Origin of the sequence: Mesorhizobium sp. M0862 (assembly GCF_040319795.1) — a bacterium.
In the GTDB taxonomy this organism is placed as follows: Bacteria; Pseudomonadota; Alphaproteobacteria; order Rhizobiales; family Rhizobiaceae; genus Mesorhizobium.
On sequence record NZ_JAMYOJ010000019.1, the window covers coordinates 115,721 to 135,213 of the forward strand.

At 63.4% G+C, this 19,493-nt stretch carries 16 protein-coding genes and 1 tRNA gene; 10 read left to right on the top strand and 7 right to left on the bottom strand.

Annotated features, from left to right (window positions below):
- The first annotated feature begins 8 nt into the window (after positions 1 to 8).
- The 5 genes from NKI15_RS24795 to NKI15_RS24815 all read left to right on the top strand — a co-directional run bounded on the left by NKI15_RS24795 (position 9) and on the right by NKI15_RS24815 (position 6,853).
- Positions 9 to 1,604 carry an ABC transporter substrate-binding protein gene (locus NKI15_RS24795; RefSeq protein WP_502898714.1) on the top strand — a complete coding sequence of 532 codons (1,596 nt, stop codon included), beginning with the start codon at positions 9 to 11 and terminating at the stop codon, positions 1,602 to 1,604.
- The gene (locus NKI15_RS24800; RefSeq protein WP_023747348.1) at positions 1,594 to 2,538 is read left to right on the top strand and encodes an acetamidase/formamidase family protein; all 945 of its coding nucleotides are present in this window, start codon (positions 1,594 to 1,596) and stop codon (positions 2,536 to 2,538) included. Before NKI15_RS24795 ends, NKI15_RS24800 begins: the two co-directional genes overlap by 11 nt.
- A gap of 187 nt (positions 2,539 to 2,725) precedes the next feature.
- Positions 2,726 to 4,507 carry an ABC transporter ATP-binding protein gene (locus tag NKI15_RS24805; protein WP_023704986.1) on the top strand — a complete coding sequence of 594 codons (1,782 nt, stop codon included), beginning with the start codon at positions 2,726 to 2,728 and terminating at the stop codon, positions 4,505 to 4,507.
- A 128-nt stretch (positions 4,508 to 4,635) separates the two neighbouring features.
- Entirely contained in the window at positions 4,636 to 5,586 is a 951-nt protein-coding gene (locus NKI15_RS24810; protein ID WP_031196424.1) for a hypothetical protein, read from the top strand.
- Positions 5,587 to 5,638: 52 nt separating this feature from the next.
- Positions 5,639 to 6,853, top strand: a complete 1,215-nt coding sequence (locus tag NKI15_RS24815) for a hypothetical protein (protein ID WP_023704985.1) — start codon at positions 5,639 to 5,641, stop codon at positions 6,851 to 6,853.
- Positions 6,854 to 6,901: 48 nt separating this feature from the next.
- On the opposite strand, the gene NKI15_RS24820 is transcribed toward NKI15_RS24815, so the two are convergent.
- The 3 genes from NKI15_RS24820 to NKI15_RS24830 all read right to left on the bottom strand — a co-directional run bounded on the left by NKI15_RS24820 (position 6,902) and on the right by NKI15_RS24830 (position 11,504).
- Positions 6,902 to 10,327, bottom strand: coding sequence for an acyl-[ACP]--phospholipid O-acyltransferase (locus NKI15_RS24820; RefSeq protein ID WP_023704984.1), 3,426 nt, complete (start codon positions 10,325 to 10,327; stop codon positions 6,902 to 6,904).
- A gap of 91 nt (positions 10,328 to 10,418) precedes the next feature.
- Entirely contained in the window at positions 10,419 to 10,706 is a 288-nt protein-coding gene (locus NKI15_RS24825; RefSeq protein ID WP_023668598.1) for a YiaA/YiaB family inner membrane protein, read from the bottom strand.
- A gap of 111 nt (positions 10,707 to 10,817) precedes the next feature.
- Entirely contained in the window at positions 10,818 to 11,504 is a 687-nt protein-coding gene (locus NKI15_RS24830) for a PspA/IM30 family protein (protein ID WP_023681449.1), read from the bottom strand.
- A gap of 107 nt (positions 11,505 to 11,611) precedes the next feature.
- Here NKI15_RS24830 and NKI15_RS24835 point away from each other — a divergent pair, with 107 nt between their 5' ends.
- Both NKI15_RS24835 and NKI15_RS24840 read left to right on the top strand, forming a co-directional pair.
- A complete protein-coding gene (locus tag NKI15_RS24835) occupies positions 11,612 to 12,220 on the top strand; it encodes a TetR/AcrR family transcriptional regulator (protein WP_023704983.1) in 609 nt (202 codons plus the stop codon).
- Positions 12,221 to 12,324: 104 nt separating this feature from the next.
- The gene (locus NKI15_RS24840) at positions 12,325 to 14,286 is read left to right on the top strand and encodes an acyltransferase family protein (RefSeq protein ID WP_084013599.1); all 1,962 of its coding nucleotides are present in this window, start codon (positions 12,325 to 12,327) and stop codon (positions 14,284 to 14,286) included.
- A 47-nt stretch (positions 14,287 to 14,333) separates the two neighbouring features.
- Here NKI15_RS24840 and NKI15_RS24845 read toward each other — a convergent pair.
- Positions 14,334 to 14,409, bottom strand: a tRNA-Ala gene (locus tag NKI15_RS24845).
- 149 nt (positions 14,410 to 14,558) lie between these two features.
- Between NKI15_RS24845 and NKI15_RS24850 the strand changes: the two genes are divergently transcribed.
- Together NKI15_RS24850 and NKI15_RS24855 are read left to right on the top strand one after the other, a co-directional pair.
- Positions 14,559 to 14,861: a YggT family protein gene (locus tag NKI15_RS24850; protein ID WP_023704981.1), complete on the top strand. Its 303-nt coding sequence runs from the start codon at positions 14,559 to 14,561 to the stop codon at positions 14,859 to 14,861.
- Entirely contained in the window at positions 14,858 to 15,181 is a 324-nt protein-coding gene (locus NKI15_RS24855) for a DUF167 family protein (protein ID WP_023704980.1), read from the top strand. The genes NKI15_RS24850 and NKI15_RS24855 overlap by 4 nt, the downstream gene beginning before the upstream one ends.
- 3 nt (positions 15,182 to 15,184) lie before the next feature.
- Here NKI15_RS24855 and NKI15_RS24860 read toward each other — a convergent pair whose 3' ends face one another.
- The 3 genes from NKI15_RS24860 to NKI15_RS24870 are packed head-to-tail and all read right to left on the bottom strand — an operon-like array spanning position 15,185 to position 17,957.
- Positions 15,185 to 16,066: a MurR/RpiR family transcriptional regulator gene (locus tag NKI15_RS24860; protein ID WP_023704979.1), complete on the bottom strand. Its 882-nt coding sequence runs from the start codon at positions 16,064 to 16,066 to the stop codon at positions 15,185 to 15,187.
- Between the two features lie 50 nt (positions 16,067 to 16,116).
- Positions 16,117 to 17,184, bottom strand: coding sequence for an ABC transporter ATP-binding protein (locus tag NKI15_RS24865; RefSeq protein ID WP_023732931.1), 1,068 nt, complete (start codon positions 17,182 to 17,184; stop codon positions 16,117 to 16,119).
- A gap of 2 nt (positions 17,185 to 17,186) precedes the next feature.
- Positions 17,187 to 17,957, bottom strand: a complete 771-nt coding sequence (locus NKI15_RS24870) for an SDR family NAD(P)-dependent oxidoreductase (RefSeq protein WP_023704977.1) — start codon at positions 17,955 to 17,957, stop codon at positions 17,187 to 17,189.
- 178 nt (positions 17,958 to 18,135) lie between these two features.
- On the opposite strand from NKI15_RS24870, the gene NKI15_RS24875 reads away from it, so the two are divergent.
- Positions 18,136 to 19,368, top strand: coding sequence for an ABC transporter substrate-binding protein (locus NKI15_RS24875; RefSeq protein WP_023668607.1), 1,233 nt, complete (start codon positions 18,136 to 18,138; stop codon positions 19,366 to 19,368).
- The last annotated feature ends 125 nt before the right edge of the window (positions 19,369 to 19,493 follow it).

A 19,493-nucleotide genomic window follows, 5' to 3' on the forward strand; every position in this document is an offset into this window, starting at 1 on the left:
TGGCCCTCATGCTCGGCATGACAAGCGTCCGCGCCGAAGACACGGTCGATCCCAACGCCAAGCAAGGCGGCGCCATCACCATCACCTACAAGGACGATGTTGCGACCCTCGATCCGGCGATCGGCTATGACTGGCAGAACTGGTCGATGATCAAGAGCCTGTTCGATGGGCTGATGGATTACGAGCCGGGCACCACCAATTTGAAGCCCGACCTCGCCGAAAGCTACGAGATTTCGCCCGACGGCCAGACCTTCACCTTCAAGCTGCGCCATGGCGTGAAATTCCACAATGGCCGCGAGATGACGGCCGACGACGTGAAATATTCGCTTGACCGCGTCACCAATCCGAAGACGCAGAGCCCCGGCGCTGGCTTCTTCGGCTCGATCAAGGGCTATGACGATGTCGCCGCCGGCAAGGCCGAAGGCCTTTCCGGCGTCACCGTCGTCGATCCCTACACGGTGAAGTTCGAGCTGACCCGGCCCGACGCCACCTTCCTGCATGTCATGGCCATCAATTTCGCCCATGTCGTGCCGAAGGAAGAGGTCGAGAAATATGGCGCCGATTTCGGCAAGCATCCGGTGGGCACCGGCGCCTTCAAGCTCGCCGAGTGGACACTCGGCCAACGCATCGTCTTCGAGCGCAATGCGGATTACTGGCACAAGGGCCTGCCGCATCTCGACAAGATCACCTTCGAGATCGGCCAGGAACCGATCGTGGCGCTGCTGCGCTTGCAGAAGGGCGAGATCGATGTGCCCGGGGACGGCATTGCGCCGGCAAAATTCCAGGAGGTGATGGCCGATCCCGAGCAGAAGGCGCGCGTCGTCGAAGGCGGTCAGCTGCACACCGGCTACGTCACCATGAACACTACCATGGCGCCGTTCGACAATGTGAAGGTGCGTCAGGCCGTCAACATGGCGCTCAACAAGGCGCGCATCATCCAGATCATCAACGGCCGCGCCGTGCCGGCCAACCAGCCGCTGCCGCCGTCGATGCCGGGCTACGACAAGGAATACAAAGGTTATCCCTATGACGTAGCCAAGGCCAAGGCGCTGCTGGCCGAGGCCGGTCATCCCGATGGTTTCGACACGCAGCTGTTCGCCATGAACACCGATCCCAACCCGCGCATTGCCCAGGCGATCCAGCAGGACCTGGCGGCCATCGGCATCAAGGCCAGCATCCAGTCGCTGGCGCAGGCCAATGTCATCGCCGCCGGCGGTGACAAGGCCGGCGCGCCGATGATCTGGTCGGGCGGCATGGCCTGGATCGCCGACTTCCCCGATCCGTCGAATTTCTACGGCCCGATCCTCGGCTGCGCCGGCGCGGTGCCGGGCGGCTGGAACTGGTCGTGGTACTGCAATAAGGACCTCGACGCCAAGGCGGCCGAGGCGGATTCTGTGGTCGACCCGGCAAAGGCCGGCGAACGCGACAAGATGTGGAGCGCCATCTACGACAAGGTGATGGAAGACGCGCCCTGGGCGCCGGTCTTCAACGAACAGCGCTTCACCATGAAATCCGCCCGAATGGGCGGCGCCGACAACCTCTATGTCGACCCGGTCCATATCCCGATCAACTATGACAATGTGTACGTAAAAGATGTGCAATAGCTGCGACTACACCATCCATGGGCGCCATCACCATTTCGGCTGGGACAATTCCTTTATCCCGGCCGAGCGGGTGGCGCCCGGCGCGACCATCGAGTTCCAGTGCCTCGATGCCGCCGGCGGCCAGCTGAACGCCGACAGCACGGTCGCCGAAATCGTCAAGCTCGACTTCGCCGGGGTCAACCCGGTGACCGGGCCGATCTTCGTCGAGGGCGCCGAGCCGGGTGACGCGCTCAAGGTGACGATCGAGATGTTCAAACCGTCCGGCTTCGGTTGGACGGCGAACATTCCCGGTTTCGGCCTGCTCGCCGACGACTTCACGGAACCGGCGCTGAACATCTGGAAATACGATGCAGCCGCGCTCGAACCGGCGCTGTTCGGGAAAAACGCGCGCGTGCCACTGAAGCCGTTCGCCGGCACCATCGGCAATGCGCCGGCTGAGATGGGGCTTCACTCGGTGGTGCCGCCACGGCGGGTCGGCGGCAATCTCGACATCCGCGATCTCGCTGCCGGCACGACGCTCTATCTGCCGGTTGAGGTGGCCGGCGCGCTGTTCTCGGTCGGCGATACGCACGCCGCACAAGGCGATGGCGAGGTCTGCGGCACGGCGATCGAGAGCCCGATGGACGTCGTGCTCAAGCTCGACCTTGTCAAGGACGCCAGGCTGAAGACGCCGCGCTTCACCACGCCGGGCCCGGTGACGCGCCATCTCGACGCCAAGGGTTACGAGGTGACGACGGGGATTGGGCCGGATCTGATGGCGGGCGCGAAGGAGGCGGTGGCGCAGATGGTCGATCTGCTCGCTGGGCGTTACCAGATCGATCCGGTCGAGGCCTATATGCTGGCCTCGGTGTGCGGGGACCTGCGCATCAGCGAGATCGTCGACATGCCGAACTGGGTGGTGTCGTTCTATTTTCCGCGTTGCGTGTTTGAATGACGGTACGTCGGCGCCGCACCCCCACCCCGCTGCTTCGCAGCGACCCTCCCCACAAGGGGGAGGGTAAAGCGCTGCCACCCTACCTCCCCCTTGTGGGGAGGTCGGACCGGAGGTCCGGGTGGGGGTCAGCGCCAAGGTTTGTGCGAATGGTGCGACGGAACCAATCCGTCGCAGGGCTCCACCCACAATGACCCTCGCCGACAACCCCATCCTCTCCATCGCCAACCTCTCCGTCAGCGTGCGCGGCGAGGACGGCGAGCGCGATGTCGTCTCCAACCTGTCGCTGACGCTGGCGCGCGGCGAGACGCTCTGCATTGCCGGCGAATCCGGCTCCGGCAAGTCGATGACCGCGCTGGCGATCATGCAGCTTTTGCCGCAGCCGGCGGCGCGCATATCGTCAGGCATGATCCGTCTTCGGGATGGGAATCGGGGCGACACCGACCTAGCAACCCTCGACGAACGCCAGATGCGGCGCATTCGCGGCGACCGCATCGCCATGATCTTCCAGGAGCCGATGACCTCGCTCAACCCGGTTCTGTCGATCGGCCGGCAACTCACCGAATCAATCGAGGCGCATACCAGCCTGTCGTCGGCGCAAGCCCGCCGGCGCGCCATCGAGGCGTTGAAGGCGGTGCGCATTTCGGAGGCGGAAAGCCGGTTAAAGCAGTTTCCGCACGAACTCTCCGGCGGCATGCGCCAGCGGGTGATGATCGCCATGGCGCTGGCGCTCGAGCCCGACGTGCTGATCGCCGACGAACCGACGACGGCGCTCGACGTCACCGTGCAAGGCGAAGTGCTGGAACTGTTGCGCGACCTGCAGCGCCAGCATGGCACCAGCGTCATCCTGATCACCCACGATATGGGCGTGGTTGCCGAAATGGCCGACCGGGTCATCGTCATGCGCGACGGCCGCATGGTCGAAGAAGGCACGACATCGGATATTTTTGTCCAGCCGCAGGCCGACTATACGCGCGAACTGCTGGCTGCCGTGCCGCGCATCGGCAGTGGCGTCGGTCGACAGAAATCCAGGGATGCGATTGACGTCTTGAAACCGGCCAATGTCGCCGAGATCAACGACCTGCATGTCCGCTTCGATCTGCGTGGCGGCATCTTTGGCCAGGTCACCCGCCGCGTCCACGCCGTCGAGGGCGTCAGCTTCTCGATCGCGCCCAACGAAACGCTTGCTCTGGTCGGCGAATCCGGCTGCGGCAAGTCGACGACCGCCAAGGCGCTGGCCGGACTGGCGCCGTATAGCGGCGACATCGTCATTGGCGGGCGCAATCTCTCCGGTCTTGGCCGCGACGAGCGCAAGGCGGTGTGCCGTGACGTCCAGATGATTTTCCAGGATCCCTTCGCTTCGCTCGATCCGCGCATGCGCGTCGGCGAGCTCGTCGCCGAGCCGCTGGTGATTCATGGCATCGCCTCCAAGGACGAGCGCCGCGAACGAGTGGGGGCGCTGTTCGAGCGTGTCGGCCTGTCGGCCGACCAGATGGAGCTTTACCCGCACGAATTCTCCGGTGGCCAGCGCCAGCGCGTCTGCATCGCCCGAGCGCTGGCGCTACGACCAAAACTGATCATCGCTGACGAAAGCGTCTCCGCGCTCGACGTCTCGGTGCAGGCGCGTGTGCTCGATTTGCTGAAGGAATTGCAGCGCGAATTCGGCGTCGCCTATCTCTTCATCTCGCACGACATGGCGGTGGTCGAGAACATTTCCGACCGCGTTGCCGTCATGTATCTCGGCCAGATCGTCGAGATGGGCACGCGCGACCAGGTGTTTTCCAACCCGCGCCATCCCTACACCAGGCGGCTGATCGACGCCGTGCCGGTGCCCGATCCGGCGCAGCGCAGAACGCGCTTCGCGCGCCTCGACCAGGAAATCCCGAGCGCCACCCGCAGGATCGGGGAGGCGCCGCTGAAGCTGGCGCTGAACGATGTCGGCGGCGGCCATCTGGTTGCTGCGGAAAGCTGAGCCCGCACTGGCTGGCAGCTGTTCTTTTACTTTGTTGAGTACAACCAAGAACTGCCGTCTCGGGTTTACCGCGTCTTAGGTGGACGGCGGCCACTATACGGTCGGAGTTCTTGCCACGGGGAAAAATAGTGCTCAAGGCGGTTCTGCAGCTGCTGCCGGGTCGGTTCATGGATGTGCGCATGCGCGTATCCGCCGACTACGAGACGCGTGTCGTGGAGCGGCCCGGGCGCTGGATGAAGGCGGCCGAGCTGGAGCAGTTGAGCAGCGATCTGCGGCTGGTGGCGTCGAAGACGCTGAAAGTCGGCAGCCTGACCTACGGTGTGTTTTCCGGTGACCGCAGCCGGCTGGAACATTCCATCATCACCATCGTCTATCGCCGCAGCGACGGGCGGCCGATCGCCTTCAACGCGCTGGCGCTGATGGAGATTTCGCTGGCCGGCAAGCCCTATGAAGTCTTGCACCTCGGTCTGGTCATGATCGATCCGGACGAGCGCAGCCGCGGTCTCAGCTGGATCCTCTACGGCCTGACCTGCTTCCTGATGTTTTTGCGCAACCAGTTCAGGCCGATCTGGATCTCCAACGTCAGCCAGGTGCCGGCCGTCGTCGGCATGGTCGCGGAGGCGTTCAGCAATGTGTTTCCCGGACCGCATGCCGGCGCGCGGCGCTCGCTGACCCATGTGCTTCTGGCGCGGCAGATCATGGCGCGGCACCGCCATGTCTTCGGCGTCGGCCCCGAAGCGGGTTTCGACGAAGAGCGTTTCGTCATCACCAATGCCTATACGGGCGGCTCGGACGATCTGAAGAAAACCTTCGACGAGACGGCCAAGCACCGCGAGGAGACCTTTAACGAGTTCTGCCGCAAGGAACTCGACTACGGGCGCGGCGACGACGTGCTGCAGATCGGCCAGATGAGCTTCCAGTCGGCGCGCACCTTTCTCGCCGACACGGTTCCGCGCCGCTCGCTTGCAGCACTTGCCGTGGCCGGCGCGGCCGCCACGCTGCAGCGGCTGGTGCTGCCGGTGGTTCACTGGGCCGATAGCACCCGCCAATGGAATGTGCTGAGACCATGGACACGCTGATGGCTTCATTCGTGGCGTCTCGGTTTATCCGCAAGCTGATGGCAGCCGGCCGATGATGAACCTCGACGGCACGCTCGTCGCCGACACCATCACCTCGCTAGCGGCGCTGGTTGGCCTGCTTGTCGTGATATCGATCATAGGCGGGCGCGACACGGGCGATCCGCTGTCGCGGCGTTTTCTGTTCGGTTTGCGGGTGCTGACGGTTCTGCTCGCCTGCCGCATCCTCGACTGGACTACCGGCCTCGCACTCTTCCGCTTCGTCACCATCGCGGCGGCGGGTCTGCTGCCGCTGGCCGCACTGCTGCTGACCGAGGGGCTGTTGCGCCGGCATGCGCCGTTTGCGCTAAAGTTCTTTGCCGCCGGCGGCGCCCTGCTGTTTCTACTGCTGGCGCCGATCCCGGAACGCTTTGCCGAGCCATGGCGGATGGCGGTACTACTTGCCTTCCAGTTCGGAGGTTTTCTCGCCATCGGCTGGCTGGTGATGACGCGCGATCGCGACAGCCTGTCGGCGGCCGAAAACCGCACGGTCGAGCGCATGGCGCTGTCGCTGCTGTTGATCATTCCGTTCATGGTCACCGACTACCGGCCCGGCCTGTTCGAAGTGCCGGTTCGGCTTGGCGGCATCGCCATCCTGTTCCTGTGTTGGCTGACGATCGGCCTTGGACGCGCGAGCCTCGGCCATCGCGACACGATCGGCGCCTTTACCGTGATTACGCTGAGCTCGGTTTTCGCCGGGCTGGCGCTGGGCGGCATCGACGATCTCGGCTGGCGCGGCAGTGTGCAGGGCGTGGTGATCGTGCTGTCGGCGACGCTGCTGGCAGTCATCTACAATGACAGCGTCAGCCTCACCGCGGAGAAGCGCCGCGACTCGTTGCTGAAGCATATGGCCGAGGGTGATCTCACCGATTCGGCGCGCTTCCTGCGCGGCCTGCAGAGCCATATCCTTGTCGACGGCGCGCTGATCCTGCCGGCAGCCGACCTCGGTGATTTCGACCTCAAGGTGCTGGCCCGGGCACTGGAGCAGGAGCCCGTGCGCTCGCTCGCCGATGTCCAGCCGGATTCACCCGTGGACGAGAACATACGCGAGCAGTTGGCATGGCTGTTCGAGAAATATGAGGCGACCCATGTGCTGCTGGCGACGCTCGATCCGCTGACCGTGGTGGCGCTCAACATGCCGGCGCTGGCATCGTCGCCGGGCGTGGAAATGGAGCTGCGGGCAGTGCAGCGCATGGCGATGCTGATCTCGCAGCGGCATGCGAAGGGTTGATCATACTGAACGGGCCGGCTCTTGCGTCGGCCCGTTGCCGTAGCCGGGTCAGGCGGCCTTGGTCTTCAAGGCCTCTTCGTCGCGCACCATTTTTGTCACGGCCGCGAAGTCGAGCTTGCCGGAGCCAAGGACCGGTACCTTTGAGACCACCCGCACTTCGGCCGGGACCATCAGGTCCATGGCGCCGTTGGCCTTGGCGTAGGCGAGGAATTCCGCTCGTGTGGCGCCGGATGCCTCAGTGATGAGGATCAGCTTTTCGCCCTTGCGCGCGTCGGGCACCGTGGCGACCGCCGACAGCGAGCCCTTCCACAATTCGCCGGCCAGCGCTTCGACAGCGGCGAGCGAGATCATCTCGCCGCCGATCTTGGCGAAGCGCTTGGCGCGGCCGCGAATGGTGATGAAGCCGCCTTCGTCGATAGCGACGACGTCGCCCGTATCATGCCAGCCGTCCTCCAGCGGTTCGAGCACGCCGGGCTTCTCGGCCCGGAGATAACCGGCCATGACATTGGGGCCGCGCACGAACAGCCGGCCGCCTTCGTCGACGCCGGGGACCGGATCGAGGCGGTATTCCATGCCGGGCATGATCTTGCCGACGGTTCCAGAGCGATTGTACATCGGCGTGTTGATGGAGATCACCGGCGCCGTCTCGGTGACGCCGTAGCCCTCGAGGATGCGTAGGCCGAACTTCTCCATATAGGTCATGCGCGTCGCTGTCTTGACCGGTTCCGCGCCGGCAAAACAATAGCGTATCGAGCGGAAGTCGTAGGGGTGCGCGGTGCGGGCATAGCCGGAGAGGAAGGTGTCGGTGCCGAAGATGATCGTCGCGTTCGAGCCGTAGATCAGTTCCGGCACGAGGCGGTAGTGCAGCGGCGAGGGGTAGAAATAGACCGGCACGCCGGAGATCAACGGCAGCACCGTGCCCGCGGTCATGCCGAAGGAGTGGAAGATCGGCAGCACGTTGAACACCTTGTCGCCCGAATGGAAGTCGATACGCGACGCCGCCTGGGCGGCGTTGGCCAGGATGTTGCGGTGGGTCAGAACGACGCCCTTCGGCGTGCCTTCCGAACCCGAGGTGAACAGGATCACCGCCGCATCGCCGGGCTTGCGTTTCGCGCGCGGCGTCGACTTGCGCAGCAAGCCGAGCAGCTTATCCTTGAGACTGATGGTCTTTCTGAGATCGTCGAGCCACACGATGTCGACCGAGCGACCGAGTTCCTCGACTACAGCGCCGAGCTTTGCCTGTTCGACGAACGCGCGGGACGTCAGCACGGTGCGGACTTCGGCGGCCTTGCAGGCGGACAGAATATTGGCGGCACCTGCGGTGAAGTTCATCATCGCCGGAACCTTGCCGGCGGACATGACGCCGAGCAGCGTCGCGCAAGAGCCGTTGGCGTTGGGCAGCATGATGCCCAGCGTCTGCTGGTCGGCATAAAGGTTCTGGAACTTCTCACCAAGCACGGCGGCAGCCGTGAGCAGCTTGCTGTAGCTGAGAGAACCGGTGACCGGATCCTGAACTGCGAGCTGTTTCATGCCGCGTTCGTTCGCCGTCTCCATGATCTTTTCCAGTACGGTCTTGTCGATGTCCTGGGTGCGGAAAACGAGATCCGACATCACCTGGTAGAGCGCGGAACCCGCCGCGGCGCGGCGCTTGCGGCCCTTCAGCTCTTGCGGCACCTCGAGCTTGACCGGTTCCAGAATGGTCACCTTGACCTTCGGGAACAGGCGGCGGCGCACATGCTGCGAGCTCAGCCGCGAGAAGTAGGTCTTCTCCAGCCCGTCGATGCGCACCGGCACAACCATCGAGCCGGTCTTGTCGGCAACCATGGCGGCGCCGTCATAGACCTTCATCAGGCCGCCGGTCACCGTGATGCGTCCCTCCGGGAAGATCACCAGCGGATCGCCGCCCTGCACGATCTTGATCAGCGTGCGGGTCGACATCGGCTTGGCCGGGTTGAGCGGCAAAGCGCGGGCAAGTTTCATGAACGGCTTCATCCACCAGGCCTGGGCAATGGTGTAGTCGATGGCGAAGACCGGCTCCTCATCGGTCAGCGTCAAGGCGAGCGGACCGTCGAGGAAGCTGACATGGTTGAGCGCCAGGATCGGCGCCTTGCCGGCCGCCTTGAGGTTTTCCATGCCCTCGACTTCGAGGCGCAGGAAAGCGCGGAACAGGATGGAGACGAAGTCACGGAAGGGGTTCGTCGGCAAATATTTCAGCATCAGCCAGGCGGCAATCGCATTGGCCGCGGCGAGGCCGAACAGGATGCCGCCGGTCGAGACCTTCGTCTGGATCAGGGCCATGATGATGCCGCCGCCAGTCATGAAGCCGGCATTGACGATACTGACGGCGGCGACGACCCGGGCGCGCCGCGCTTCGGGCGACCAGGCCTGCACGGCGGCGAAGGTCGGCACCACCAGGAAAGCGGCTGCAATGGCCATGCCGGCGAGGTCGATGGCGACGCGGATCGTGTTTGGGCCGGCGAAGAATGCGCCAAGGGTTTCCGCCTGGGGCGACGGCGTCATGCCGGAGATGGTCCAGGCGAGATGCAGGCCGAACAGGGCGAGCAGCGCCGTGCCGACCGGTGCCGGCAACAGCACGATGCGGCCCTGCGACATCCAGGCGGCGATGGCCGAACCGATGGCGATCGAGACGGCGAACACGGCGAGGTAGACGGTGACGGCCATTTCGTTGCCGCCGAGCGAATCCTTGATCAGCACCGGCAGGAGCGAGAGCACGATGGCGCCGATCAGCCAGAACCAAGACGTCATCAGGCCGGCGCGCCAGATGCGCGTGTCGGTGCGCAATTCGGTGACCTGGCGCCAGGTCGAGCGGAAGATGTTCTTGTCGATGACAAGGTCGGGCGCCGCCGAACCGGTGGACGGGATATAGCGGCTGACGAGCCAGCAACCGACGGCGAGCGCCATCATGATCGGTCCGAACACCGCGACGCCGATACCATCGGCGGAAACGACGCCGCCGGCTATGGTGCCGCCGAGAATCGCGGCAAACGTGGCTGACTCGATCCAGGCGTTGGCCTTGGGCAGTTCCTTGCGTTCGAGGTGATCGGGCAGGATTCCGTATTTGATCGGTCCGAACAGCGCCGAGATGATGCCGAACATCAACAGCGCCGTCATCAGCACGGGAATGGACGACAGGGCGATGCCGACGACGGAGACACCCGCCGCGGCGATCTCGGCGAATTTCAGACGCTTGGCTATGAGAGCCTTGTCGAAGCGGTCGGCGAGCTCGCCGCCGAGCGCCGACAGGAGCAGGAAGGGGGCCATGAAGACGGCGCCCGCCAAGGTGACCAGTGATGCCGCCTGGTCCGCCGCCAGCGTGAACAGAATAAGGAACACCAGCGTGTTCTTGAGGAAATTGTCGTTGAAGGCGGACAGGAACTGCGTCCAGAACAAGGGCGCAAAGCGCCTGGACGTCATCAGATGAGCTGTCGGTCGGTTGATCGGGGCGATTTCCATAGCGGCGACTTCCATTGGGCAAGACCGATTAAAATCCTGGCTGGATTGATCAGCGGTCTTGCGCGTTGAGCCTTGTTTAGCGGGAACCCGGTTACACTTCGTTACTGCGGCTGACTTCCATCAGCAACTTCTCGGTCTTGGCGTCTTCCAGCCGGTTGATGAAGCGGCTTGCCTCTTCCGAGTCGCGCAGTGTCTTGGTGATGGTGATCGAGGTGTGCACGAGCATGATGGCGGCCATGGCATAAAACCCCTTGGCGGCGAAGCTCGCCTCCATGAAGTAGATGCCGCCGGCCATCATTGTGGCGGCAACGGCGAAACTGGCCATGGTGAAGGTCTTCCAGGCGCTTGAGTCCTTGGGGGAATAGGTGTTCGGGGTCATCGATATGGTCCTTTCGTTTCAAGGTTAGGTTGGTTGGGCGTGGGTCTGTTTCAGGCTGGATACAATCAGGCTGGATACCATCAGGCCGGATACAATCAGACTGGATAACAATCAGGCCGGCTTGGTCATGGTCTTCGTGAGCCGTTCGAGCACGGCGTCGGCGCTGCTTCTCAGCGGCGCGCCGCAGCCGGCGGCCGCAAGCTTCTCTGAGACCGCGGCAGGATCGCCCGACTGTTCCATCTCGGCCATGGCGGCCGCGGTGGCGTCGATCTGCTTTTGCCTGGTGCGCAGGCGCAGCAGCGTCTCCTCGGCGTCCCTGAGCGCCGACAGGCTGGAGCCAGGCGCGCTTTCTCGCAGGCGCTGGGTCGAGTCGACCGCGGCAACGATGCGCTGGCCGCGCTGCAATTCGCGCAGGCGCATTTCGGAGACGCGGATAATCCGCTTGAGACGCTCGATCTCGGTGCCGAAGCTTTTCTGCGCCTCGGCGGAGGCGTCGCGTTCGGCTTCCAGCATGGCGATGGTTTCGGCGGCTTCGCGGGCCAGTTCATTCTGTCCCTGCTCGATCGCGGCGATCGTGCGCTTCTCCAAATCGTCGATGCGGAGGACAAGCTTCTTGAACTGCGCGACTTCCTGTTCGTTCTGGGCGATGGCAATTGCAACCGCCCGGCGGGCGGCCGCGATAGCGTCGGCGCAATCGCGGATCTGCTGGCGCAGGATTATCAGCGCGTTGCGGTCGACGACCGCCTCGGCGGCTTCGTAGCTTCGGCCGCGAACGAGAGCAAAAAACTGTTTCAACATTTCCGTTTCTCCTCTATGAACGTTGTTCATGAGGCAAAGTAGCACATTGTGAACGGCGTTCAAGGAGAAAATGAACGGTGTTCATAATTGCGCATAAGAGAAGGTTAATGACCGCAAAACGGGACGCCAAACGCGAGGACCTCAAAGGCAGGCTGATCGAGGCCGCGCAAGCGCGCATCCAGTCCTCGGGGCTCGCCGGTCTGCGTGCGCGCGACATCACGGCCGATGCCGGCTGCGCGCTGGGCGCGCTCTACACCGCCTTCGCAGACCTCGACGAGCTCATCCTGCACGTCAATTCGATCACACTGGCCAGGCTGGGGGCGGCCCTGCAGCAAGAGGCGACCGGCGTCGCCGAGCCTAGGGCAAGGCTGAAGGCGCTGGCCGAGGCCTATCTCGGCTTCGCCCGCGACAATCGCATGGCGTGGAAGGCGCTGTTCGAGCACCGTATGGCGCCAGGCGTGGCGGTGCCCGAATGGCATCTGGCCGAACATGCGGTGCTGATCCAGCATCTGGTCGAGCCGCTGGCGGCGCTGCTCCCGGCGGCGGCAACGCCGGAGCTTTTGGCCCGCGCGCGCACGCTGTTCTCCGCCGTGCATGGGATCGTCGCCATCTCGCTCGAAGACCGTTTCATTGGCCTGGCGTCCACCGACCTCGAAAGTGAGCTGCTGGGTTTCGTCGACACGCTGGTGAGCGGGCTGGAGACGGAAAGGGAATGAACTGCTGCGATCGGCTCTTGCCTCACGGCACTCTGCCCTTATGAAGATCGTGGCGGGGACTGGCCGGTTGATCCAGGCCGGCTGAGACTGTTGGGGGATACCCGGTGACAATCGATCAGGACCGCCGGTTTCGGCCCGAAATACAGGGGTTGCGCGGACTGGCCGTCGCTCTTGTCGTGGTCTATCACATATGGCCGGCTGTGCTGCCTGGCGGATATGTCGGCGTCGACGTCTTTTTCGTCATCTCTGGCTATCTGATCACCGGCCTGCTGGCACAGATGGCGCTGCGCGACGGTCGCGTCTCACTGATCGAATTCTACTCGCGACGGGTGCGACGGTTGTTGCCGGCAGCAACCCTGGTGCTGCTGGTCGCATTGCTGGGCACGCTGCTTTTCATCTCAAAGGCGCGCTGGGAGGAAATAGGCAACCAGATCGTGGCGAGCGCTCTTTATGTCGAGAACTGGCGGCTGGCCTCGATTGCGGTCAGCTATCTCGAGGCCGACACCTTGCCGAGCCCGGTGCAACATTACTGGTCGCTTTCCATCGAAGAGCAGTTCTACATCGTCTGGCCGGTGCTCATGATCGGCGTGATCTGGCTGGCGCGCCGCCGTGACCTTCCGCTGCGAGCCTGCCTGATCGGGGCGATGTCGCTCATTTTCGCGGCATCGCTTGTCGCCTCTGTCGTTTTGACGGCAACGGATCCGGCCCAGGCCTATTTCGTCAGCCATACCCGCCTGTGGGAATTGGCGTTGGGTGGTCTGCTGGTGCTGACCGAACACCGGTTTCGACTGGCGGCACTCACTAGACAGTGGCTGGCGATTGCCGGCATCCTGGGCATCGTTTCGTCCGCCTTGCTGTTTTCCGCTGCAACTCCATTTCCCGGTGTCAGTGCGTTGTTGCCGACCTTGGCCACCGTGCTTGTCATCCTGGCTGGCGAGGTTGAAGTCGGCCGGTTTCGTGGGCTCGATTCCTTGCTACTTCGTTTCATCGGCGATCGCTCCTACTCGGTCTATCTATGGCATTGGCCGCTGATCACCATCTTCCAGGCGCAGGGTCATTCGCTGACCCTTGCCGGCGGTTTCGGCCTGATTGCGGCGACCCTGCTTCTATCGGATCTGTCCTATCGATATGTTGAGCAGCGCTACCGGCAAGCTCGGGGCGGCGCCTGGTGGAAGCCGCTGGGATACGGCACCGCGGCGGTTCTCACATGCGTGGCCGCATCCGGCAGCCTGCTGCTCTTTCTGAAGACCGAACGCATCGACACCGCGCTGATCGGCACGCCTTCCTACCCTGGGCCCGCCGCTCTCGTCTCCGGCGCCGTGGTCCCGGACGGTGTGAACCTTCTGCCGCCGCTGGCCCGGCTGAGGCGGGACGTGCCGGTCGTGTATGCAAGGAAGTGCCACCAGGAGGAAAGCTCGGAGCCCAAACGATGCTCTCTAGGCGATCCCACGGGTGCGAAAACAATGGTTCTGGTGGGAGATTCTCATGCAGCCCAGTGGGTGCCGGCACTGGACAAGATCTCAAAGGACCGCAACTTCAAACTGGTTACCTTTACAAAATCCGCCTGCCCATTCACCCGCGTGGCCATCACGGCGGATGGCAAACCCAACGTCTTATGCGCGCAGTGGCACGAAAAGGTGCTGGCCGAGATCCTAAAGCTGAAACCGGATCTGATCTTCACCAGCCAGTCCAATTACGGAGCGGTTCAGCAAGACGTGATGATCGAGGGGCTGCGAAGTCTCTGGGGCGGGCTGACGGACGCCGGCTCGCAAATCGTTGCCATCCGCAACACGCCCTATATGAAATTCGACCCGGGCGAATGCCTGAGTTCGACGCCAACGAAATGCGTCACCAAACTGAGCGATATTGAGCGGAGCAACGTGTTGGCGCTGGCCGCGGAGGGACAGAAAAATGTGCGCGCTATCGATATGGTCGATGCGATTTGCGGGCCGCAACTATGCCCGGCAGTTGTCGGCAACATCATCGTCTGGCGGGACAGTCATCATCTGACCGCCAGCTACTCGCTTGCCCTGGCGCCCTATCTCGCAGCGAAGACGGGGCTTTGACGAGACGTCTCGGAAGTCAGATGTGTCGACAGGCAGGAAAAATCCGCTGGTGGAGCTGAGGAGGATCGAACTCCTGACCTCGTCATTGCGAACGACGCGCTCTCCCAGCTGAGCTACAGCCCCGTCCAGCGGATGGCGCATTTATCGAAGGCTGCGGTTTCCTGTCAAGACGAAACGGCTCACCAAGATAGCGGCATGGCGCACTTGGGAAAGCGGGTCTTGCCGGTTCCGGATGCAGTGGCTACATGTCGTGCGTTCGCAAGGAGCTACTGATGGTCGCCGTCTTTTACACGCTGCATGCCGCACTAAGTATCTATTGGTGGATCATAATCGGCGCGGCCATCTTCTCGTGGCTTTACGCCTTCAACGTCGTCAATTCACGCAATCAGCTCGTCAACTCCATCGGTACCACGCTCTATCGACTGACCGAGCCGGCTTTGCGACCGATTCGCCGCCTTCTGCCCGACCTCGGCGGTGTAGACATTTCACCAATCATTCTGCTTTTGGCGCTGACATTTATCAGCATGTTCTTGAACTACACCGTTCAGCCGATGTTCGGCATCGGGCCGATGTGACCTCTGCCACCAGCTTGCCGTACCGTCTGCGCGAGGACGGCATCGACCTGTTCGTGCGGCTGACGCCCAAGGCAGCGGTGGACAGGCTCGAAGGCGCGGAGACGGCGGCCGACGGGCGCTGCCACCTAAAAGCCCGCGTGCGCGCCGTGCCGGAGAATGGCGCCGCCAATCAAGCATTGCAAAGACTTGTCGCCAAGGCGCTGGGAGTTCCCGCATCGGCGGTGTCGGTCGTTGCTGGCGCTACCGCTCGCTTGAAGACGCTACGCGTGAATGGCGATCCGGCGGCGCTGGTGACGAGCATCAAAGCGCTCGGCCGTTAGTCCTCAATCCCCCAGCGGCAACTTTGGATCGTCGACCTTCAGCGTGTTCACGCTCTGCTTGATGCGGCGCAGGTTTTCGAGAACCCTGGGTCCGCGCGTCTCGGCCACGGAGGTGACGATCATGTCGATGATCGACAGCAGAGCATAGCGCGACGAGGTCGGCTTGTAGATGTTGCCGTCCTCCAGCGACTGGAACTGGATGACGGTATCGGCGGCCTTGGCGAGCGCTGATTCCGGCGGGGTTACGGCGATGGTGGTGGCGCCATATTGCTGGGCCACCTGCACGGCGTCGATGACCGATCGCGCATAGCCGGACACCGAGAACGCGATCAACGTCGTCTCCGACGTAGCGACCGCGGCATACATGCGCTGCAATTGCCCGTCGATCTGCGCCAGCACCGGCACGCCCAGCCGAAACAGCCGGTTCTGCATCTCGGTCGCCATCATCGAGGAAATGCCGCCGGAGCCGATGCACAGCACATTGCCCGAACTGACGATGCGCGCGGCCACGCCCACCAGCGTCTTCATGTCGAGGTTTTCGCTGGCGCGCTGGATTGCGGCGATTGCCGCTTCGGTGATGGCCGACGCAATGCGCTGCTCGCGCGCGTCGCGGTTCAGCGGTTCGGGCGATAGATACTGGCCGCCAATGGCGATCGCCTGCGCCAGGTAGAATTTGAAATCGCGCAGACCCTCGCAGCCGAGATTGCGGCAGAAACGGGTGACCGTCGGCTCGCTGACGCCGACGCGCGCGGCAATTTCCGAGATTGCCGCCTTGGAGGCGAAGTCGAGATCGGTCAGCACGAGGCCGGCCAGGCGGCGGTCCGATTTGGTGCCGTCCTGCGACATCAGCTGCAGGCGCGTGATGATGTCGGCCGGCGTTTTCATTTCTGGGTTGTCGTCTTCATCGTGGTGTTTTCGTTTTCATGCCGGCGCTCTCATAGCGGCAGGCCTGTCGCCGTGTCGAACAGATGGATGTTTGCAGGCGCGACCGAGACCGGCAGCATTTCACCCGGCTTGACCTGTATCCGATCGCGGAACACGGCGCGCACCGTGTCAGCGCCGATGGCGCCATAGACATGGGTTTCCGAGCCGGTCGGCTCGACGACATCGACCTTGATCGCCATCGCGTCGACAGCCTCGCCGATGACGAAGTGTTCGGGCCGTATGCCGGCCTCGACCGTGCTGCCAGCCGGCACCGTCTTGCTGCCGAGCGCCAGTCGCCCTCCGCCGGCCGATTCGAACCAGCTTTTATCGGGCGTCGTCTTCAGGGCGCCGGAGACAAAACTCATCGACGGCGAGCCGATGAAGGAGGCGACGAATTTGTTGGCGGGACGGTCGTAGAGCTCCAGCGGTGCGCCGACCTGCTGGATCTTGCCGCGGTCCATCACCACGATGCGGTCGGCCATGGTCATGGCCTCGATCTGGTCGTGGGTGACATAGACGATGGTCGATTTCAGCCGCTGGTGCAGCGCCTTGATCTCGGTGCGCATCTGCACGCGCAATTGCGCGTCGAGATTGCTGAGCGGCTCGTCGAACAGGAACACCGAGGGTTCGCGCACGATGGCGCGGCCCATTGCGACGCGCTGGCGCTGGCCGCCCGACAGTTCCCGGGGATAGCGGTCGAGATAGGAGAACAGGTTGAGGACGCCAGAGGCCTTTTTCACCTTGGCGTCGATTGCCGTGCGGCTTTCGCCGCGGATCTTTGGGCCAAAGCCGATATTGTCGGCCGCTTTCAGGTGCGGAAACAGCGCATAGGACTGGAAGACCATCGCGATGTTACGCTGCTGTGGCGGCAAATCGTTGGCGCGCACGCCGCCGATCAAGAGGTCGCCTGCGGTGATCGGCTCCAGCCCGGCCAGCATGCGCAGCAAGGTCGACTTGCCGCAGCCGGAAGGGCCGACCAGCACGACGAACTCGCCGCTCTTGATGTCGAGGCTGATGTTTTCGAGGATCTTGTGGCGTCCGAAGGATTTCGACAGGTCGCGGAACTCGACATCGGTCATGGTCAGGCTCCCAATATGTCGTCGATGAAGGGCAGGAAGCCGGCGGTCAGTCCGGCGTCGACCGGCACCACCGCGCCGGTTATCCCCGATGCGCGATCCGAAACAAGGAAGGCCACCGCTTCGGCCACTTCCGTGGCGTCGACGATGCGGCCGAGCGGATAGAGCCGCTTGAGCTTGCCGAGAACATCCGGGTTCTTGGCCAGCCGATGGTCCCATGCGGCGGTGCGGATCGAGCCGGGGCAGACGACATTGGCGCGCAGCCCGTTGCGGCCGAGTTCCACAGCGATCGCTTTGGCATAGGCATTGATGCCGGCCTTGGCTGCGGCATAGGCCGGGTTGCCGAAGTGGGCGATGGCGTTGACGGAAGAGATGAAGACGACGCTGCCCGAACCGCGCGCGGCCATCGCCTTGATCAGTGGATCGGCGAACAGCATCACCCCGGTCAGATTGAGGTCGAGCTCGTGCTCAATCTTATCGGGTGTCAATGCGGCAAGCGTCTCTGCGCGCGTCCAGCCGGCATTGTTGATCAGCATGTCGGGAACGCCATCTTTCTCAAGGATCGCTGGTATCGCCGCCTCGATGGAAGCCCGGTCGAGGAGGTCGAAGGCGTGACGCGACGCCAGGTGTGGGCTGCGCAACGCATCTTGCGACTGGTCGCAGCCGACGACCCGCGCGCCTCGTTCGGCCAGCAGCGCCACAATAGCCGAGCCGAGCCCGCCGCCGGCGCCGGTCACCAGCACGGTCTTGCCCGCGAATTCGGCCGTTGAAACCACCCTGCGCGCCTCCCTGGGATCCACGATAGTCGGAAAACGCTATTTTAGGAAATGTAATTAAGCAACAGGATAATCCGCTTGCACAGCGTGAAATCACGGATAATGTAGGAAAGTCACATTAAGCCTTGGTCGCCTGGAAGCCGCAAGAGCGCAGGCGCAATCAAATGGGAGAGATCGAATGAAGCTTGCAAAATGGACTGTCGGCCTGATGGCCGGAATGAGCCTGCTCGCCCTGGCCGCGCAGGCAGATGCCGGCGAGGTGCGCGTAACCGTCGCCGAATACAGCGCCAAGACCGGCCCGTATTTCGAAGCGGTGAAAAAGGAATTCGAGGCAGCCAACCCGGGTATCACCGTCAAGTTCGAAGTTGTGCCGTGGGACGTGCTGCTGCAGAAGCTGACCACCGACATCACGGCCGGTACCAATGCCGACCTGTCGATCATCGGCACCCGCTGGCTGATCGATTTCGTCCAGCAGGATGTCGCCGAGCCGCTCGACGCCTACATCAAGCCAGACTTCAAGGACCGCTTCATCGACACCTTCCTGTCGCCGTCGATCATGGAGGGCAAGACCTATGGCCTGCCGATCGCGGCCTCGGCGCGCGCCATGTACTACAACAAGGAATTGTTCGAGAAGGCCGGAATCGCCAACCCGCCGGCAACCTGGACCGAGTTGCAGGAGGATGCGCGCAAGATCAAGGCACTGGGCACCGGCACGTTCGGCTTCGGCCTGCAAGGCAAGGAGATCGAGACCGACGTCTATTATTATTATGCGATGTGGTCGCAAGGCACCGAGATTCTCAACAAGGATGGCACGTCGGGCCTCGGCACGCCGGGCGCGCTCGAAGCCGCCAAGCTCTACAAGTCGATGATCGACGAAGGCCTGACGGAACCCGGCGTCACCTCCAACAACCGCGAGGACGTCCAGAACCTGTTCAAGCAGGGCAAGGTCGGCATGATGATCACCGCGCCCTTCCTGTCCAACCAGATCAAGGACGAGGCGCCGAACCTGAAATACGGCGTGGCCGCTATCCCCGCCGGACCGACCGGCGCGCGCGGCACGTACGGCGTCACCGATTCCATCATCATGTTCAAGAATTCCAAGAACAAGGATGAGGCCTGGAAGCTGCTCGACTTCCTGTTCACCACCGAACAGCGCGCCAAGTTCACGCAAGGGGAAGGCTTCCTGCCGGTGAACAAGGAAGAGGCCAAGATGGACTATTACGTCAACAATGCCGATCTGGCAGCGTTCACCGCGCTGCTGCCCGACGCCCGCTTTGCGCCGGTCATCCCCGGCTGGGAAGAAGTCGCCCAGATCACCTCGGATGCCATGCAGAAGATCTATCTCGGCGGCGACCCCGAGGCAGGCTTGAAGGAAGCGGCTGCCAAGGCCAACGCCGTGATCAAGAAATAGGGCGTATCTCCCTGCGCCCGGGGGGGCCCCCCCCCGCCCGCCCCCCACACCAAAAACAAGACGGGGGGGGGGGGGGGGGGGGGGGGCCCCACCGCGAGGGGGGGGGGCCCACCAGCCACCCCCCC

Excerpts from the sequence above, each read along its gene's own strand:
- NKI15_RS24850 (WP_023704981.1), top strand. The coding sequence starts at position 14,559 with ATGGTCGCCGTCTTTTACACGCTGCATGCCGCACTAAGTATCTATTGG.
- NKI15_RS24795 (WP_502898714.1), top strand. The coding sequence starts at position 9 with ATGCTCGGCATGACAAGCGTCCGCGCCGAAGACACGGTCGATCCCAAC.
- NKI15_RS24805 (WP_023704986.1), top strand. The coding sequence starts at position 2,726 with ATGACCCTCGCCGACAACCCCATCCTCTCCATCGCCAACCTCTCCGTC.
- NKI15_RS24815 (WP_023704985.1), top strand. The coding sequence starts at position 5,639 with ATGATGAACCTCGACGGCACGCTCGTCGCCGACACCATCACCTCGCTA.
- NKI15_RS24800 (WP_023747348.1), top strand. The coding sequence starts at position 1,594 with ATGTGCAATAGCTGCGACTACACCATCCATGGGCGCCATCACCATTTC.
- NKI15_RS24825 (WP_023668598.1), bottom strand. The coding sequence starts at position 10,706 with ATGACCCCGAACACCTATTCCCCCAAGGACTCAAGCGCCTGGAAGACC.
- NKI15_RS24835 (WP_023704983.1), top strand. The coding sequence starts at position 11,612 with ATGACCGCAAAACGGGACGCCAAACGCGAGGACCTCAAAGGCAGGCTG.
- NKI15_RS24830 (WP_023681449.1), bottom strand. The coding sequence starts at position 11,504 with ATGTTGAAACAGTTTTTTGCTCTCGTTCGCGGCCGAAGCTACGAAGCC.
- NKI15_RS24865 (WP_023732931.1), bottom strand. The coding sequence starts at position 17,184 with ATGACCGATGTCGAGTTCCGCGACCTGTCGAAATCCTTCGGACGCCAC.
- NKI15_RS24860 (WP_023704979.1), bottom strand. The coding sequence starts at position 16,066 with ATGAAAACGCCGGCCGACATCATCACGCGCCTGCAGCTGATGTCGCAG.
- NKI15_RS24875 (WP_023668607.1), top strand. The coding sequence starts at position 18,136 with ATGAAGCTTGCAAAATGGACTGTCGGCCTGATGGCCGGAATGAGCCTG.
- NKI15_RS24820 (WP_023704984.1), bottom strand. The coding sequence starts at position 10,327 with ATGGAAATCGCCCCGATCAACCGACCGACAGCTCATCTGATGACGTCC.